The following is a 16161-nucleotide window of genomic DNA, read 5'->3' as shown; positions in this document are numbered from 1 at the left end:
AAAACAGGTATACCTGAGTATACCTGTTAAAGGAATCGTTGAAACGTATTAAACGATGGGTTCGTCTGATCCCCATTGTTTCTTTTCTTTCACGGTTTTAAGTTTACCGTGTTTCTTAATTTCCCGCTTTTTCAGGTCGTACCAGATTTGAGCGGAAATGTAGATGGATGAATACGTACCTGCGATAAGACCGATCAGCAATGCGATTGAGAATGGTCGAATCGCTTCTGCACCTAATGCAATAAGTGCAACGACAACAATAAGCACTGTTAATACAGTATTCACAGAACGGCCGAGTGTTTGGCGAAGTGACTTGTTGATGATATTTGCCAAGTCATGCTCGTTGTCTAAGTGACCGATCTTATGAAGGTTTTCACGAATCCGGTCAAAAGTAACGATGGTGTCATTGATGGAATAACCGACAATTGTCAGTACCGCTGCGATGAATGTAATGTCTACTTCCAATCGCAAAATACTGAAGATCGCAATCATGAAGAATGCGTCATGCAGCAAACCTATAATCGCGGATACACCCATTCGCCATTCAAACCGGAATGCAACGTAGATAATGATTCCAAGCGCCGCAAGTAACAATGCCTTAATAGCATTTTTCGCTAATTCTTTACCGACTTTATCAGATACAGTTGAAATGTTCGGTTCAGAACCATATTTTTTTGCAACCTGAGCCTTAATATCATTTACTTCTTCTTGACTAAATTCATCTTTGAACCGAGCAACACCGATATTGCTCTTATCTCCAGAGATGACAATATCTTCTGTAGGATAACCAATGTCTTCCAAGTACGTACTGATTTCGTCTTTCGTTATTGAACTGTCTGAAAGAATTTCAGCACGTGTACCACTAGAGAAGTCGATTCCTAAGTTCAACTTGAAGATACCTAGGAAAATTGCTCCTACAATTAGTAAGACAATTGAAATCGTGTAAAATCGCTTACGGCTATGAACGAAGTCAAAACGGTCGAACTTTGTAGTCAGCTCAAGTGTATCAATGTTTTCTTCTACGGCATGAACTCTTTTCGGAGAAATTCCAAACCAGCTAGTTTTTCCATCGAATGCTCCGCTATGAACAAGCAATCCGAGAAGTAAGCGAGAACCCCATACAGCTGTAATGAAGCTGACAGCAATACTGATAATCAGCATCGTTGCAAAACCTTTAACAGAGCTTGTCCCGAAGATGAACAAAACAACTGCTGCAAGAAGTGTTGTAACGTTGGCATCTAATATCGCGGTGAAGGCTTCTTTGGCGCCTGTTGTAAACGCCGCTTTTATGGAACGTCCGACTCGGAGCTCCTCTTTAATACGCTCGTATGTCAAAATATTTGCATCGACAGCCATACCGACCCCGAGTAACAAGGCAGCTATACCAGGCAACGTTAAGACACCATTAATGAGAGTAAACACTACCATGATTAGGAAAATGTAAACAGAGAGTGTGATAACTGCTACAAGTCCAGGAATACGATAGTACAAAAGCATAAAGATGAAAATCAGTGAAACACCGATAATACCGGCTGTCACCGTTTGGTCCAATGCCTGTTCCCCAAATTGTGCGCCGACAGATGTCGAATACACTTCTTCAAGATGTACTGGAAGTGCTCCAGCGTTCAAAATACCAGCAAGATCTTTTGTCTCTTCAACTGTGAAACTACCGGAAATCTCAACATTCGAAGAGTTGATAGTTTGACGGACGGAAGGCGCAGAGATGAAACGCGGATCCGGTTTTTTCATTTCTTCTTTGTACGAGTCTTTACCTTCTTCGAAGTCCAACCAAATGACCATTACGTTTTCAGGAGCTTTTGCAGCGACTTCTGACGTAACTTGAGCAAACTTCGAAGGATCTTTCATCTCTAGTGTAACGACGGGATTACCGCCTTCACCAAAGTTGTCTTTAGCTTTACCTGCTTTTAAATCGTCCCCGTCTAGCAATAATTTATCATCCGCATCACGGAACGTTAAATTCGCTTGTGTCGAAAGTAATTCACGTGCCTTCTTCTGGTCGTCAACACCAGCTAGTTGAACACGGATTCGATTGTTCGATTCAATTTGAATACTTGGTTCACTGACACCGAGTACGTCAATCCGGTTGCGAAGTGCTTTCGCAGTATCAGCAACGACGTCTTCAGTAATTTTCTGTTTGTTCGATCCTGTTTTCAATGGCTGAACTTCATACAAGACCTCAAATCCACCTTGTAAGTCTAAACCTAATTTAACATTCTTTAAGATTGGGTTCGCTGTACTGCCGATTGTAGCCGCAAAAATGACGAGCAACAATAAAAAGGCGACCAGCCGTCCTCTTTTTTTCATGATCCATTTTCCCCCTCTATATGTGAAGCGGTATTACTTTGTTATGTACGAAAGAAACATCAACACAATAATTATGAGACAGAGAGTCTTTTGTGTCAAATGCTATTCGTTTCACAACCTAATTTTCCGAATTTTTTTTAGGGGATAGTAAGAGTTGTAACTCCTCGCTATTCAAATCTGAAAACCAGTCTGACCCCCGCTGTTCTTCAATTTGTGTGTAGGTCATGTATTCTGCTGGGGTAAGCTCCAAAACATCATTGATCAGCGCATACGTCCTCATTTCAGTAATATTTCGCTTACGCCACTTTTTTTGAACGCAGTATTTCCAAATATCTTTTTCTGTCACAGTTGAATATCCATAAAAATGGAACTCATTCATCTTACTTTCAATCGCAGGGCGGACATGGTCAAACAATTGCTCGTATTTGTTATCCACACACGTTCATCCCTTCTTTAATAGAGAGTTGTAAATGTACATGTTTCCGCATACTAATAGTGTATATGAATTGGTTGGAATTGAGAAGGAGTTGTTTTCATTGTCATCATTTATTCGCGGTACAGTAATCTTGATGATTGCCGTTTTCATGACAAAACTACTCGGTTTTGTCTATCGTATTCAATTTATGCGGGTTGCTGGTGAAGAAGCAGTAGGCATTTATATGACTGCATTCCCGGCATTCATCTTTTTCTTATCGCTCGTACAGCTAGGGATACCAATAGCAATTGCAAAAGTCATAGCTGAACTGAAAGCAAAAGGTGAAACTGCCCGTTTTTCTCAAGTAATGCGAACGTCCACATTCATAACCATGTGTACGGGTTTAATTTTCATTCCTCTTTCAGTATTATTCGTTCCTTTTCTATCAGGAACGTTACTTGGCAATTCTGCCACATCTACGACACTTTATGTTGGAATTGCAATTATACCGATAGCTGCTATTGGTGGCATGATTCGTGGTTTTTTTCAGGGAATCGCTCGTTTGGAAGAGACAGCATGGTCTCAAATCATTGAACAATTTATCCGCATTTTGCTTATCACTTGGCTACTTCCTTACTTCCTAATCGATGGAAATGCACCACTAAATGCCGCCATCGCTATGGTAATTACATTACTCGCAGAGGCGGGTTCCGTATTCTATTTGTGGCTGAAATATAAAAAGCACAAAAAAAACATCCCAGCTACACGAGACAGGGATGGTCATTATCCGCTTAAGCCCTTGTTTTCAGTTGCATTACCGTCCTCAGGAAGTAGACTATTCGGGACGTTTACATGGTTTTTAGAACCCATCATCTTTTTACGAGCTCTTGCTGTATCAGGAATTACAGCCGCGGCTGCCACTTCTCTCTATGGGGTAATATCGGGAGTGCTCATTCCATTACTGCTGTTTCCATCCTTTATCTCGTACGCACTGTCTGTCGTTCTTATTCCTGCAGTAAGCGGGGCTTCTGCATCAGGTAATATTAGTAAGCTTCGGGAACGCATACATTTATCTCTTCGGCTTTCTGCCCTAACAGGTGCGTTTGCAGCCGCAGTATTTTTCATTCACGGTAAAGAAATGGCACAATCCCTCTTTCATATTACGCAAGGGGCATCCTATATGGTAATACTCGCCCCAATTTTTTTCTTTTATTACATTCAGAGTCCTTTGTTTTCCATTTTGCAAGCTACAAATGAAGCGAAAGCGGCGATGATGAACTCGGTCTATGGAGGAATTGCTAAGTTGGTTGTCATGTTTGTACTTGCTTCACAGCCAGGTCTTCAAGAAACTGGGGCTATTTTAGCAATTGGATTTGGTGTTCTCATCACCTCATTCCTACATATTGCAACGTTAAGGAAAAACCGAAAGACCGACACCGGTTTTACCATGTTTGCACTTCCTTATGCCTCATTCATCATGACTGCGATCATGCGTCCCATCTTTATACCAACCGGCAATTACGGCCTTTGGGTCGATTGTGGGATTACTGTGATTTTTCTAACTGTCGTTCTATTTTTCACTGGACAGTTGCAGCGCGATGATATCCGCCATTTCAAAAAATTATTTGCTCGTCACAAATAAGCTTGCTTCAATTGAACTTTTAGCTCTCCATTTTCATACGAACAGTAAAAAACTTGCTTCAGATCTTCTATCCCTTTTTTACGAAGTTCTCCTATCAGCCATTCTTCAGATTTGTTCTGGATATCCAAGTGTCGAGTATCGATATCCCCATCTGAAATAAGCGGCAGAACCGGTGCAGTGTCCCCATATTTGAATACAGATAAGTTACCAGACGGTTCTAGATACGCATATGCTACTTCAAATACAGAACCGATTTCTTTTTCACGTAGTTGCTGGAACAAGTCATCTAAATTATAGCGTTGTTTTCGCATCTCTTCTTCTATTATTTTCCCATCTCTAATAATTACACTCGTATCTCCATCAACAATGTCTCTAAATTTTTTATTTTTCAATGAAATATAGGACGACACAAACTGAATGACGAGTAAAATGAGCATGGGAAGAATGGAGTTAATGAGCTTTTCGTCTGGAGAGTCGAGTGCAAATGCTGCCACTTCTGCGATAATGACAAAAACGACAATATCAATCACACTTAATTCACCAACTTCTCTCTTTCCCATCAGTCGAAGGATGAGAACAATAAGCGCATACAGAAGTAATGTGCGAAATCCGATAATAACTAAATCATTCATGACTACATCCTCCTTTATCCTTCGTAGCTTGCCCACAAATAGTGTCGCTTAAACGGATAAAGGCATAAAAAAGACCTGCCCATAAACCAGGCAGGTCTCTTCAATTTCAGTATTAAATAGCGGTTGAGCTATCTGTAACTCGACCGACAGCTTGACGATCGAATTGCAATACAGCGCCGTCTGCAGTTTTCAAAAATACAGAACTTTCGTCGACTGCGTCGATTGTCCCGTGTAATCCACCGATTGTTACGACACGATCTCCACGCTTCAAGCTTGTCTGCATTTCTTTTGTTGCTTTCTGACGTTTTTGTGCTGGTCGAATCAGCAAAAACCACATAATTGCGATCATCGCCACGAACGGCAGCAAATTCACTAAAGTTGCACTCATCTAAAATCCCCCCCTACTTAAACTAGTATACAAGAATTAAAAGTTTTTTGCATTTGGTTTGTTGAAACCATATTGTTCGAAAAACTCTTCTCGGAAATCGCCGAGACGATCGTTCCGGATTGCATCCCGTACTTGCTCCATTAAATTGAGCAAAAAGTACAGGTTGTGATATGACGCGAGTCGCAGACCAAAAGTTTCATTACATTTAATTAGGTGCCGTACGTATGCCCGACTATAGTTTTTACATGTATGACACTCGCAATTTTCATCGATTGGACCAAAGTCTTTTTCATATTTTGCGTTCTTAATGACAACGCGTCCGTTACTAGTCATTAGCGTACCATTGCGGGCAATTCGTGTTGGTAAGACACAGTCAAACATATCCACGCCACGGATTGCTCCGTCAATGAGTGAATCGGGGGAGCCGACTCCCATTAAGTAACGCGGCTTGTCAGTAGGCAGTAACGGTGTTGTGAACTCAAGAACCCGGTTCATAATATCCTTTGGTTCACCAACAGAAAGGCCACCAATCGCATAACCTGGGAAATCAAGTGACGTCAGATCTTTAGCACTTTGTTTACGTAACTCTTCGAATTCTCCACCTTGCACGATTCCAAATAAGCCTTGATCGTTAGGACGCTGATGTGCAGTGAGGCAGCGTTCTGCCCAACGGGAAGTCCTCTCGACGCTCGCTTTCATATACTCATAAGTCGCTGGGAATGGTGGACATTCATCGAATGCCATCATGATGTCGGAACCAAGTGCGTTTTGGATGTCCATCGCTTTTTCAGGACTTAGGAATAGCTTACTCCCGTTCAAATGATGTCTGAAGTGAACGCCCTCTTCTTCGATTTTACGCATATCGCTTAACGAAAACACTTGAAATCCGCCTGAATCCGTTAGAATCGGTCGATCCCAGTTCATGAATTTATGAAGTCCGCCTGCTTCACGGATAATCTCATGTCCCGGACGAAGCCATAAGTGATACGTATTACTCAAAATGATTCCAGCACCGATTTCTTTCAATTCTTCAGGAGACATGGTTTTCACAGTCGCCATCGTTCCAACTGGCATGAACGCCGGTGTTTCGAATGAGCCGTGTGGCGTGTGGACAATTCCTAGACGTGCACCTGTTTGCTTACATGTTTTAATATGTTCGTACGTAACTGCTGGCATTATTCGTTCTCCTTCTTTCTTGACGGTCGGATGAACATCGCATCTCCAAAACTGAAGAATCGATACTCTTCTTTGATCGCCTGGTGATAGGCATTTAATATATATTCTCGAGTAGAAAGGGCGGAAACGAGCATGACGAGTGTCGATTTCGGCAAGTGGAAATTCGTAATGAGCCCATCTACCCCTTTAAATTCGTAGCCCGGGAAAATGAAGATGGACGTCCATCCCGAACCAGCAACAATCTTGCCGTCATTTTCGCTGGCAATCGTTTCTAGCGTACGCGTAGACGTGGTACCAACTGCAATCACACGTCCACCAGCTTCTTTCGTACGATTTATAGCAGTAGCCGTTTCTTCGGTCACTTGGTAGTACTCGGCATGCATTTCGTGATCTTCTATTGAATCGACACTAACAGGACGGAATGTTCCAAGACCCACGTGTAGGGTGATAAATTCTACCCCAACACCTTTATCACGGAGTTCATCTAAAATCTCTTCTGTGAAATGCAATCCTGCGGTTGGGGCTGCAGCTGATCCTCGTTCCTTAGCGAATACGGTTTGGTAGCGTGATTGATCATCTAGCGATTCCGTAATATACGGAGGTAGTGGCATTTTACCAAGAGCATCTAGAAGCTCGTAGAAAATACCTTCATACGTAAACTTAAACGTGCGACCGCCTTGAGCGGCAACCCCAATACATTCTGCAGTCAAACGACCGTCACCAAACGTAATAATCGTCCCTGGCTTTACTCGCTTTGCAGGCTTAACGAGCGTTTCCCACTCATTGTCACCGGTTTCTTTCAGTAATAGTACTTCGATGGAAGCACCGGTTTCTTCTTTCACGCCAATCAACCGAGCTGGTAATACCTTCGTGTCATTTAACACGAGCATATCTCCTGCTTCTAATTCATCGACAATTGCACGAAAGTGTTTATGTGCAACTTCTCCTGTTTCACTATTCAACACAAGCATCCGACTTGCAGTTCGATCAGCAAGTGGGGTTTGTGCGATTAACCGTTGTGGTAAGTCAAAGTCAAAATCATGTACATCCATTCCATCTAATCTCCTTAATGTCGTAAAGTCAGCGTTGCTCGGGCAGTGGATACCCAAAGTGTTCATACGCCAAATGTGTCGCAATTCTTCCTCGTGGGGTCCGTTGAATGAATCCGATTTGTAATAGATACGGTTCGTAAACATCTTCAAGTGTGACCGACTCTTCACCAATACTTGCCGCAAGAGTTTCCAATCCGACGGGACCACCTCGGAACCGTTCAATCATACCAGTCAATAACTTATGATCGATGTGGTCAAGGCCATGGGAATCTACCTGAAGCATTTCCAGTGCTTCTTTTGCGATGTCGAGAGAAATTGTACCATTGCCACGCACTTGCGCATAGTCTCGCACCCTACGAAGTAGACGATTTGAAATACGTGGGGTCCCTCTTGACCTGCGTGCAATTTCTACAGCGGCCTGGTCGTCAATTTTCACATCAAACAACCCAGAACTTCTGATAACAATTTCCTGTAACGGTTCAATGTCATAGTATTCTAGACGTAAAGGAACGCCGAACCGATCCCGAAGCGGTGCAGAAAGTGACCCTGCACGTGTCGTTGCCCCAATCAAGGTAAACGGTGGCAAGTCGAGACGTATCGATTTGGCAGAAGGTCCTTTTCCAACGACGATATCGAGACAAAAGTCTTCCATAGCAGGATACAAGACTTCCTCAATCGATCGATTTAACCGATGAATTTCATCGATAAATAATACATCCCCTGGCTCCAATGACGAAACGACCGCAGCCAAATCTCCGGGACGTTCAATCGCTGGACCGCTCGTCATGCGAAGGTTGACACCCATCTCATTAGCAATAACAGCAGCGAGCGTCGTCTTCCCTAGCCCTGGTGGTCCATATAATAGCACGTGGTCCAAACTTTCGCTTCGTCCCCGCGCGGCCTCGATGAAAATTGACAAATTGTCCTTTACTTGCTCTTGTCCTATATAATGCGCTAACCGTTGAGGGCGCAGTGATTGCTCAAATCCTTCATCAAAATCCGAAAGTTCACTTGAAAGTACGCGTGAATCCATTGTTCCCCCTCCTTTTTAACCGCGCGCAAAAATCCAAGGACTTCTTACTGCTGTTTAAGCAATAATTGCAGTGCGCGCTTCATATATCCTTCTGTCGCTAACTCTTCTTTCTCGAGTTCTTTTTTTACTTTCGCTATTTCCCTTGCTGAATAGCCAAGCGCTTCCAGTGCGAGCATCGCTTCTTCAAGTGCACCATTTTCTGTGAGCGTGAAGAGTGTAGTGCCATCATCTTCTGGCATGTCCAACTCCGTGAAGAGATCCACTAATTTGCCTTTCAAATCCAAAATCATTTGGCGAGCCGTCTTTTTACCGACTCCTGGGAACTGAACAAGGAACGCCTCGTCTTCACGCTCGATAGCGCTGATCACTTGTGAAGGAATACCACTTGAAAGTATGGCAAGCGCGCCCTTAGGACCGATTCCAGACACCGTAATTAGTTTCCGGAATAGTTCTCGTTGCTCTAGTGATAGGAACCCCATGAACAACTGTGCATCTTCCCGTACATGGTGATGAATGAAGATCTGTTGCTCTGTTTCCGTTACATGAAATGCGTAGGGATTCGGTGTTAACACTTGATAACCGATTCCTCCATTTTCGATCGTAATATATTCTGGTGTCACTCGGGTAACGAACCCTTTTATGTAATCATACAATGCCACTTACCCCCTAGAGTCTTATCTTCAAGTATACCACATCAATGTGAAATACAGCTCAGTCTAATCACCAAAAAGAACTGCCAGACGTATTAAATACGACTTGGGCAGCCCTTATGGAGAATAGCGATCGTGTTCAATTAAGTTGTTTGAAAACCGACAGAGTTCTGGCCATCGATTCAATGCGTGTTCAGTAAATGGAATGAGCAGCTTGGCTAAGGTCTGTTGACGTTTCTCAGGAAGTGTCGTCAAATACGACCATTCACGCAGCATTTCATTTGGATACTGTAGCATGGCAATCGCCTGCTGCCCCAGAACATGCAATCGAGGTTCTTCCTCAAACAATAACGCCGCATTATAATTGACCTTTGGAAGAACTCGATGCAGCCATAATCCAATTTCTACATCCGGATGACCAGTGCATGCTAAATCAAAGTCGATTAAAGAGACGGTTCCCTCCGAGGTTTTCAATAGATTGTGATGAACGACATCTCCGTGAAGCAGTGTATGGGGCGCTTCTCGAGCAGTGGACGTAAGTAAGCGTTCAAGAGCTTGCTCGCTATACCGTTCAATACTATCAAAGGCATCTTCCCCTAAAAATGAAACGATTGTATGGCGTTTGTTGAGGAACCTCTCCAGTCGCCAACTCCATTTATCCAATAAGTGGTACTTTTGTAAAAACGGAAGCGATTCCCAGTCCACAAAAGATTCAGTCTCGTGGAGGGCATCCAATGCTGTCAAGGAAGCCCTCCGATCAGATTGTTTTGTAAAATCCACAGGGATGGCATCCGTTAACCAAGGCTGAACAACAATGTGCTCATTTCCTTTTGTCGTAACTGATGCACAAAATGGATACTCTACCGTTTCCAGCAATTCATGTATTTTCCTGATTTTAATTGCATCTCGTACGTCCGCATAGCGTTTTACCGAATATTCTTTTCCCTCTTCTTCTAAACGCCATACATTCTCTTTAATGCGAGAAAATTTCTTTTCGACTTCCACGGTCGCTCAATATGAACCCGTTTGGTTTTGCCCATAGTTTCCTTGCGGCGGATAACTCATTTGAGGATAGCCACCATAATAAGGATGTATCCCCATCATTGGCATCCCATAATACGGAGTGGGCGCCATGCTTGAACCACAAGACGAGCATAAGTGCATGTATTGCGGATGTTGTGCAGCTTGAATGCCTTGCATTGGAACTTGCTGATTGCTCGGATACTGCTGTGTATATCCTTGTTGCGGCAACTGTTGCGGCACATACCCCTGTTCAGGCGGACAGTACGCAGGCGGTGATAAGTCAAACGTGGATGACTCAATATTCGGCATTTGAACGTTTTGAGGTTCCCACATTTTCATACTGTCGCAGTGATTAGGCGACACTCCTGGTCCTTGACCAGCCATAATCGGTGATTCATCTTTACAATCCGATGTCTCTGGTTGCATGTTCCATACTGGTGGTTGTACCGGTACTTGCGGCATCATTGGTGGTGCCATCGGTTGATGCATATGATGTTGCATCGGATGTGCACATGGATGACAATCCGCATCATAAATCGGCATCCAGCCACATGGAATGCCAATGAACATTGGGTGAACCATCGGTTGCGGCTGCATTGGCGGCGCTGGTGGCGCTTCGCAGATTGGAGATTCCGGTTTCGGCATTGGTTTCACTTCTGGCTTAGGTGGTGCTGGTGGTGGTTTCGGCATCGGTTGTGGCTTCACTTCTGGCTTTGGCTGTGGTTTTGGCTGTGGTTTTACCTCTGGCTTTGGTGTCGGTTTTGGTGGTGGCGGTGGCGTCGGTTTCTGTGAAGGTGGCTTCGGCACTGGCTTCTGCGCAGGTGGTGTCGGCTTTGGTATTGGAGGTACTGGTGGTGCTGGTGGTGCTGGCGGTGCTGGTTTCATTGGCTTTTCATAGTGTTGAGGCTGTTTTTCCTTCCCTCCGTGTTTTTCAGGATGTTTAGTCCCCTTTCCCTCAGGAAGAAAAATTTTCATACCGGGCACAATATAGTCAGGATTGGCTAAATGTGCATTCACCTTTTTCAGTTCTTCAAACGAAATTCCATATTGACGCGCTATTTTCCAAAGCGTGTCACCTTTTACAACGATATGGACATTCACTCTGTAAAGTCCCCCTTCCATCGACTCATCATATGAACGGGTGCCCGGATATGTGACCATTCACATTGTCCGTCACCTTCTCTTTCAACTATACGAATTAGGAAAGGTAAATAGTACTTCTACAAAAAAATACCTGCCAATTACTTTCCGGCAGGTGTTTGTTGGTTATATGTGCTATACGATCCGAACGACGACACATCGCAACGAAGTGCTTTTAGTTCTTCCATAGCACCTTTCATCATTGGATGGTCTTCCGTTTCTGCAACGTCTATTATAAAAAAGTAATTTCCGAGACCCGTTTTCAAAGGACGGGACTCAATTTTACTTAAATTCAACCTACGCCATGAAAATACTGACAAAATTTGATGGAGCATACCAGGCTGATCATCTTCCGGCAACTTAATCATAAGCGTAGTTTTCGGAATTCCTGCACCTTCATAAGCTAACGTTTCTTTCCGTAATGATAAGACAACAAACCGGGTGTGATTAAAATGAAAATCATGAATCGAATCTTCAGCAATATGAAGTCCATATGTATCTGCAGCAAGCTGGTTTCCAATCGCAGCTATCGGAAGTTCCGGATGCTCAGACACGTACTTGGCAGCTGCAGCAGTTGAAGTCGTCTGTATGAGCGGAACTCTTCTAAAGTGATATTGCAAGTATTTATGACATTGCGCCAACGCATGAGGATGGGAGTGAATCGAAGCAAGCGATTCTACTGCATCAGCATGTGTTGGATGCACCATGAGATGCTGTTGGATAGGTGTGGAGAGTTCAGCATTAATGAACAAATCACTCCCATGAAACAAGTAGTCAATCGTTAACGGAACAGATCCTTCCAACGCATTTTCGAGCGGTACAATCGCATAGGCTACCCGTCCATCGGTTACCGCTTCTATGCAATCTGGAATCGACGAAAACGGGATCAGTCCATCCTTACCAAAAAAGTCTGTAGCTGCAATATGTGTAAATGACGCTTCAGGTCCTAGATAAGCAACACTCGGTTTTAAAGATTCATGTTTCATCGACTAGTTCTCCTCTCACAATGCGCCTGAACTAACCAAGTGGACAGAATCGACAAAACTTGGCCCATTCAACTTGTGAATGAACGCCTCCATCGAAAGGTTCATCTCAGTTACGTCCAGCGACAACGTAATGTTTGCCCGCCCTTGAACGGGTATCGTTTGGTGAATCGTCAACACATTACAGTGCGATGTTGAAATAAGTTCCAACAGGACTGCAAGTGAACCTTTCAAGTCTTCCAATTGGATGAATACTGTCAATACCCGTTCGCGCGCGATCGCTTCAAATGGGTAAACTGCATCTTTATATTTATAAAATGCGCTTCGTGATAATCCAACTCGTGAAGTCGCTTCTTGAATCGTTCCAGCTTCCCCTGATACGAGAAGACGTTTCGCTTCAAGCATTTTTTGCATCGACTCTGTCAGAACATCTTCCCGCACTAAATAGAATTGGTCTTCACCCAACTGCTTCATTGTTAATCCCCCTGCAGCCTTCTGCCGGCTATTCTTTACTCAATAAATTCAAACTCAAAATCAAGTAGACGGACGATATCGCCGTTTTCAGCACCACGTTCACGCAAAGCATCGTCAACGCCCATGCCTCGCATTTGACGACCAAATTTACGTACAGACTGGTCAAAGTTGAAATCGGTCATCTTGAATAAGCGCTCAATTGCATATCCAGATAATACATAAGCCCCATCATCATCTCGTGTGATTTTGAAATCAGGTGTTTCCGGTTCATATTTGTAAAGAACTGAGTGTTCTTCTTCTGTTTCTTCCAATTCATGCATAGGGAATTCAGATGTCACTTCTAGTAGGTCTGCAATCGCAAACAATAGTGAATCTAATCCACTTCGTGTAATTGCTGAAATTGGGAAGATCTTATGGTCAGTTTCCCCAAGTTTTTCTTTGAAAGCTCGAAGGTTTTCTTCAGAATCTGGCATGTCCATTTTGTTCGCTACAATAATTTGAGGACGTTCCATTAGACGCAAATTGTATTGCTCAAGCTCTGCGTTAATGGTTTCGAAATCTTCAAATGGGTCCCGACCTTCCAAACCTGACATATCGATCACGTGCACGATGACCCGTGTCCGTTCAATATGACGTAGAAACTGATGTCCCAGTCCTACCCCTTCGTGAGCACCTTGGATAAGCCCTGGCAAATCTGCCATGACAAACGTCCGGTGGTCTTCTGTTTCAACAAGCCCCAAGTTAGGAACGAGTGTTGTAAAGTGATAATCAGCGATTTTAGGCTTGGCTGCAGAAAGTACAGATAGAAGAGTGGATTTCCCGACACTCGGGTAGCCGACAAGTCCTACGTCTGCAAGCACTTTCAGTTCAAGCATGATTTCACGCTCAACACCAGGTTCTCCCTTTTCAGAGAGCTCAGGAGCCGTGTTTTGAGGCGTAACAAAGCGACTGTTACCACGTCCTCCACGTCCTCCACGTGCAATGACCGCAGTTTGCCCATCTTCCACCAAATCTGCAATAATCTCTTTTGTCTCCACATCTGTCACCACTGTACCTGGTGGAACTTTAACTATCAGACTCGTACCACGAGCACCATGCTGGTTTTTGTTGGCACCATGTTCTCCACGTGGCGCTTTAAAATGACGCTGATAACGAAAATCCATCAATGTCCGTAACCCTTCGTCTACGATGAATGTGACGTCTCCACCATTCCCACCGTCTCCACCCGAGGGCCCACCGAATGCAATATATTTTTCACGGCGGAATGCAACAATTCCATCGCCACCGTTACCGCCTTTAACATAAACTTTTACCTGATCGACAAACATGTAATTTCCTCCTATTGTCCACTGATCGTGAACGTCCAATACTCATGATCTATAGACAGTTTTGCTGTCCAGTCTTTCTCTTGTACATCATTCCATACAATCGGCGCAGTTTGTCCGGGAAGCGAAAGGGAAACTTCCCACTCGTCACTAGTAGTCGTCACTAAAATATTGACCATGCAGTCAGCGTAAGGATCTGCACCTTTTATAAGTTGCTGGAAAACGTCGTCCAATACATCAACGATTTGCTGATCGTCTGCTTTACGTGCAGACTTTTTAGGTACAAGTATCGTTTTTATTTGTTTGGAGAACACCGAATAGTTCCAGTCAAAAGTTAACATCCACGTTTCTAGTGCTGGCATGTCTAGTCCACTTAGTTGGGATTCGTTACGCATCCGTTCTGTTGCTTCCAGAAGTTTGCGTCGTGCTTCGGGGACATTATTGAGGTCCATATGCATGAGGATGAGCTGCAACTCATTTAAAAAGTCATGTCGGGCAAATTTCATCGCATCCCGGACAGTCAACTCCGATTTCTTCATTCTCTTCACCGCCTGCAGATTCGTTCTTTACAGTATAGCATTTTGAAGGTGTTATTCGTCAAAAAGTTTGGATGAATCTTTGTTGATTGTCTTTATAAATGGATGTGTAGTTGAGGGTGCTGCGTTTCAGTCGGACGCTTTCCAAGGGGCATCGTCTCAGATGTTACCTTTGCGTTGCTCGGTCCGGGCGTTCACTTCGGAGTGGAAGCCTTGCGTTCCAAACGACGAAACTTTTAGATTAAATCATTCATTCAAATATGGATTTAAAGAATAAAAAAAGGACTGCACACTTGGCGCGTGCAGTCCTTTTCGGATTCAATTCTTATGCTTCCTGCACTGCAGGGTATACACTTACTTTTTTCTTGTCGCGACCAAAACGCTCAAAGCGTACAACGCCGTCAACTTTAGCGAAAAGAGTATCGTCGCCTCCGCGACCTACGTTTTCACCTGGGTGAATTTTCGTTCCGCGCTGGCGGTAAAGAATAGAACCACCAGAAACGAATTGTCCATCGGCACGCTTAGCGCCAAGACGTTTCGATTCGGAGTCACGACCGTTCTTTGTAGAACCTACCCCTTTTTTCGATGCGAAAAACTGAAGATCCAAACGTAACATGTGTTCCACCTCCTACTTGGTAAAGGTTATTTTAATATACTGCGCATAGTCTTGTTCAATCGTCTGCAACGAAACAATCATCGCACGCACGATTACTTGCTGATCATGATCATCTTCCGTCTCCGGTAAAACGACTTTCAGATATCCACCATCTTCTCCTTGTTGGATCGCTGGTGTAATCCCAGTGAGTGAAATGATTGCATTCACAGCGCCAAATGACACGGCAGATGCAGCTGCACACACTAAGTCTTTCCCATGTTCCGCATAATCGGCATGTCCGCTCATCTCAAAAGAGTTGATACGACCAGATGCTTGTTCCTGTACGGTGATTTGAATCATAACAGCTTACAGGTTGATGCCTTCGATAACAACCTTAGTATAAGGCTGACGATGACCCTGTTTTCTGCTGTAGTTCTTTTTCGGCTTGTATTTGAAGACAGTGATTTTTTTGCCTTTGCCCTGTTTAACGATTTTCGCTGTTACAGAAGCACCTTCCACGAATGGAGCGCCAACTTTCACGTCATCTCCACCTACAAAAAGAACTTTGTCAAATGTTACAGCCTCATCAGCTTCTCCCACCAATTTCTCGATGAAGATCTCCTGACCTTGCTCAACTTTGATTTGCTTTCCACCAGTTTCAATAATTGCGTACATACTTGCACCTCCTCAAATAGTCTTAGACTCGCCTTCCCAGGTGATCCATTACAGATGCTTGTACCTGGTTCAGTGCGGTTGCAGCACGGGTGCGCTA

The 16161-nt window shown here is 43.8% G+C and carries 18 protein-coding genes and 1 other annotated feature; of the genes, 1 reads left to right on the top strand and 17 read right to left on the bottom strand.

All coding sequences use genetic code 11. The features are described from left to right. Window positions 1-48: 48 nt before the first annotated feature. A complete protein-coding gene (secDF, locus tag M3197_RS11730; protein WP_251661763.1) occupies window positions 49-2325 on the bottom strand; it encodes a protein translocase subunit SecDF in 2277 nt (758 codons plus the stop codon). A gap of 118 nt (window positions 2326-2443) precedes the next feature. Next, complete coding sequence (locus tag M3197_RS11725) at window positions 2444-2761, bottom strand: post-transcriptional regulator (RefSeq protein ID WP_251661762.1); 318 nt, start codon at window positions 2759-2761, stop codon at window positions 2444-2446. Window positions 2762-2861: 100 nt separating this feature from the next. Here M3197_RS11725 and M3197_RS11720 point away from each other — a divergent pair, with 100 nt between their 5' ends. Beyond that, window positions 2862-4382, top strand: coding sequence for a putative polysaccharide biosynthesis protein (locus tag M3197_RS11720; RefSeq protein WP_251661761.1), 1521 nt, complete (start codon window positions 2862-2864; stop codon window positions 4380-4382). On the opposite strand, the gene M3197_RS11715 is transcribed toward M3197_RS11720, so the two are convergent. The 15 genes from M3197_RS11715 to rplU form a co-directional block, all read right to left on the bottom strand. Further along, window positions 4373-5014 carry a DUF421 domain-containing protein gene (locus tag M3197_RS11715; protein WP_251661760.1) on the bottom strand — a complete coding sequence of 214 codons (642 nt, stop codon included), beginning with the start codon at window positions 5012-5014 and terminating at the stop codon, window positions 4373-4375. The two genes, M3197_RS11720 and M3197_RS11715, sit on opposite strands and share 10 nt — an antisense overlap. Before the next feature lie 112 nt (window positions 5015-5126). Continuing rightward, entirely contained in the window at window positions 5127-5402 is a 276-nt protein-coding gene (gene yajC / locus M3197_RS11710; protein WP_251661759.1) for a preprotein translocase subunit YajC, read from the bottom strand. Window positions 5403-5438: 36 nt separating this feature from the next. Further along, window positions 5439-6578 (bottom strand): tRNA guanosine(34) transglycosylase Tgt, encoded by a 1140-nt coding sequence (tgt, locus tag M3197_RS11705; protein ID WP_251661758.1) that lies wholly within the window; start codon window positions 6576-6578, stop codon window positions 5439-5441. Beyond that, window positions 6578-7630 (bottom strand): tRNA preQ1(34) S-adenosylmethionine ribosyltransferase-isomerase QueA, encoded by a 1053-nt coding sequence (queA, locus tag M3197_RS11700; RefSeq protein WP_251661757.1) that lies wholly within the window; start codon window positions 7628-7630, stop codon window positions 6578-6580. The genes tgt and queA overlap by 1 nt, the downstream gene beginning before the upstream one ends. Window positions 7631-7658: 28 nt before the next feature. Beyond that, window positions 7659-8663, bottom strand: coding sequence for a Holliday junction branch migration DNA helicase RuvB (gene ruvB / locus M3197_RS11695; protein ID WP_251661756.1), 1005 nt, complete (start codon window positions 8661-8663; stop codon window positions 7659-7661). 44 nt (window positions 8664-8707) lie between these two features. Beyond that, the gene (gene ruvA / locus M3197_RS11690) at window positions 8708-9316 is read right to left on the bottom strand and encodes a Holliday junction branch migration protein RuvA (RefSeq protein ID WP_251661755.1); all 609 of its coding nucleotides are present in this window, start codon (window positions 9314-9316) and stop codon (window positions 8708-8710) included. Between the two features lie 114 nt (window positions 9317-9430). Continuing rightward, the gene (locus M3197_RS11685; protein WP_251661754.1) at window positions 9431-10318 is read right to left on the bottom strand and encodes a phosphotransferase; all 888 of its coding nucleotides are present in this window, start codon (window positions 10316-10318) and stop codon (window positions 9431-9433) included. Between the two features lie 6 nt (window positions 10319-10324). Continuing rightward, window positions 10325-11497: a SafA/ExsA family spore coat assembly protein gene (gene safA / locus M3197_RS17370; RefSeq protein ID WP_285851328.1), complete on the bottom strand. Its 1173-nt coding sequence runs from the start codon at window positions 11495-11497 to the stop codon at window positions 10325-10327. 80 nt (window positions 11498-11577) lie between these two features. Further along, window positions 11578-12462, bottom strand: a complete 885-nt coding sequence (gene pheA, locus M3197_RS11675) for a prephenate dehydratase (protein ID WP_251661753.1) — start codon at window positions 12460-12462, stop codon at window positions 11578-11580. Window positions 12463-12477: 15 nt separating this feature from the next. Next, window positions 12478-12933 carry an ACT domain-containing protein gene (locus M3197_RS11670; RefSeq protein ID WP_251661752.1) on the bottom strand — a complete coding sequence of 152 codons (456 nt, stop codon included), beginning with the start codon at window positions 12931-12933 and terminating at the stop codon, window positions 12478-12480. Window positions 12934-12968: 35 nt separating this feature from the next. Continuing rightward, complete coding sequence (gene obgE / locus M3197_RS11665; RefSeq protein WP_251661751.1) at window positions 12969-14261, bottom strand: GTPase ObgE; 1293 nt, start codon at window positions 14259-14261, stop codon at window positions 12969-12971. Window positions 14262-14272: 11 nt separating this feature from the next. Then, a complete protein-coding gene (locus M3197_RS11660) occupies window positions 14273-14797 on the bottom strand; it encodes a Spo0B domain-containing protein (protein ID WP_251661750.1) in 525 nt (174 codons plus the stop codon). A gap of 322 nt (window positions 14798-15119) precedes the next feature. Continuing rightward, on the bottom strand, window positions 15120-15410 hold the full coding sequence (gene rpmA, locus M3197_RS11655) for a 50S ribosomal protein L27 (protein WP_025783524.1): 291 nt from the start codon (window positions 15408-15410) through the stop codon (window positions 15120-15122). A gap of 12 nt (window positions 15411-15422) precedes the next feature. Next, on the bottom strand, window positions 15423-15749 hold the full coding sequence (locus tag M3197_RS11650) for a ribosomal-processing cysteine protease Prp (RefSeq protein WP_251661749.1): 327 nt from the start codon (window positions 15747-15749) through the stop codon (window positions 15423-15425). A 6-nt stretch (window positions 15750-15755) separates the two neighbouring features. Continuing rightward, the gene (rplU, locus tag M3197_RS11645; protein ID WP_025783522.1) at window positions 15756-16064 is read right to left on the bottom strand and encodes a 50S ribosomal protein L21; all 309 of its coding nucleotides are present in this window, start codon (window positions 16062-16064) and stop codon (window positions 15756-15758) included. A gap of 14 nt (window positions 16065-16078) precedes the next feature. After that, window positions 16079-16154 (bottom strand) — a sequence feature (ribosomal protein L21 leader region). Between the last annotated feature and the right edge of the window lie 7 nt (window positions 16155-16161).

Origin of the sequence: Sporosarcina aquimarina (assembly GCF_023715615.1) — a bacterium.
GTDB classification, from domain to species: Bacteria; Bacillota; Bacilli; order Bacillales_A; family Planococcaceae; genus Sporosarcina; species Sporosarcina aquimarina_A.
Note: the sequence above shows the minus strand (reverse complement) of the source record. Positions and strands in the feature narration are given on the sequence as shown.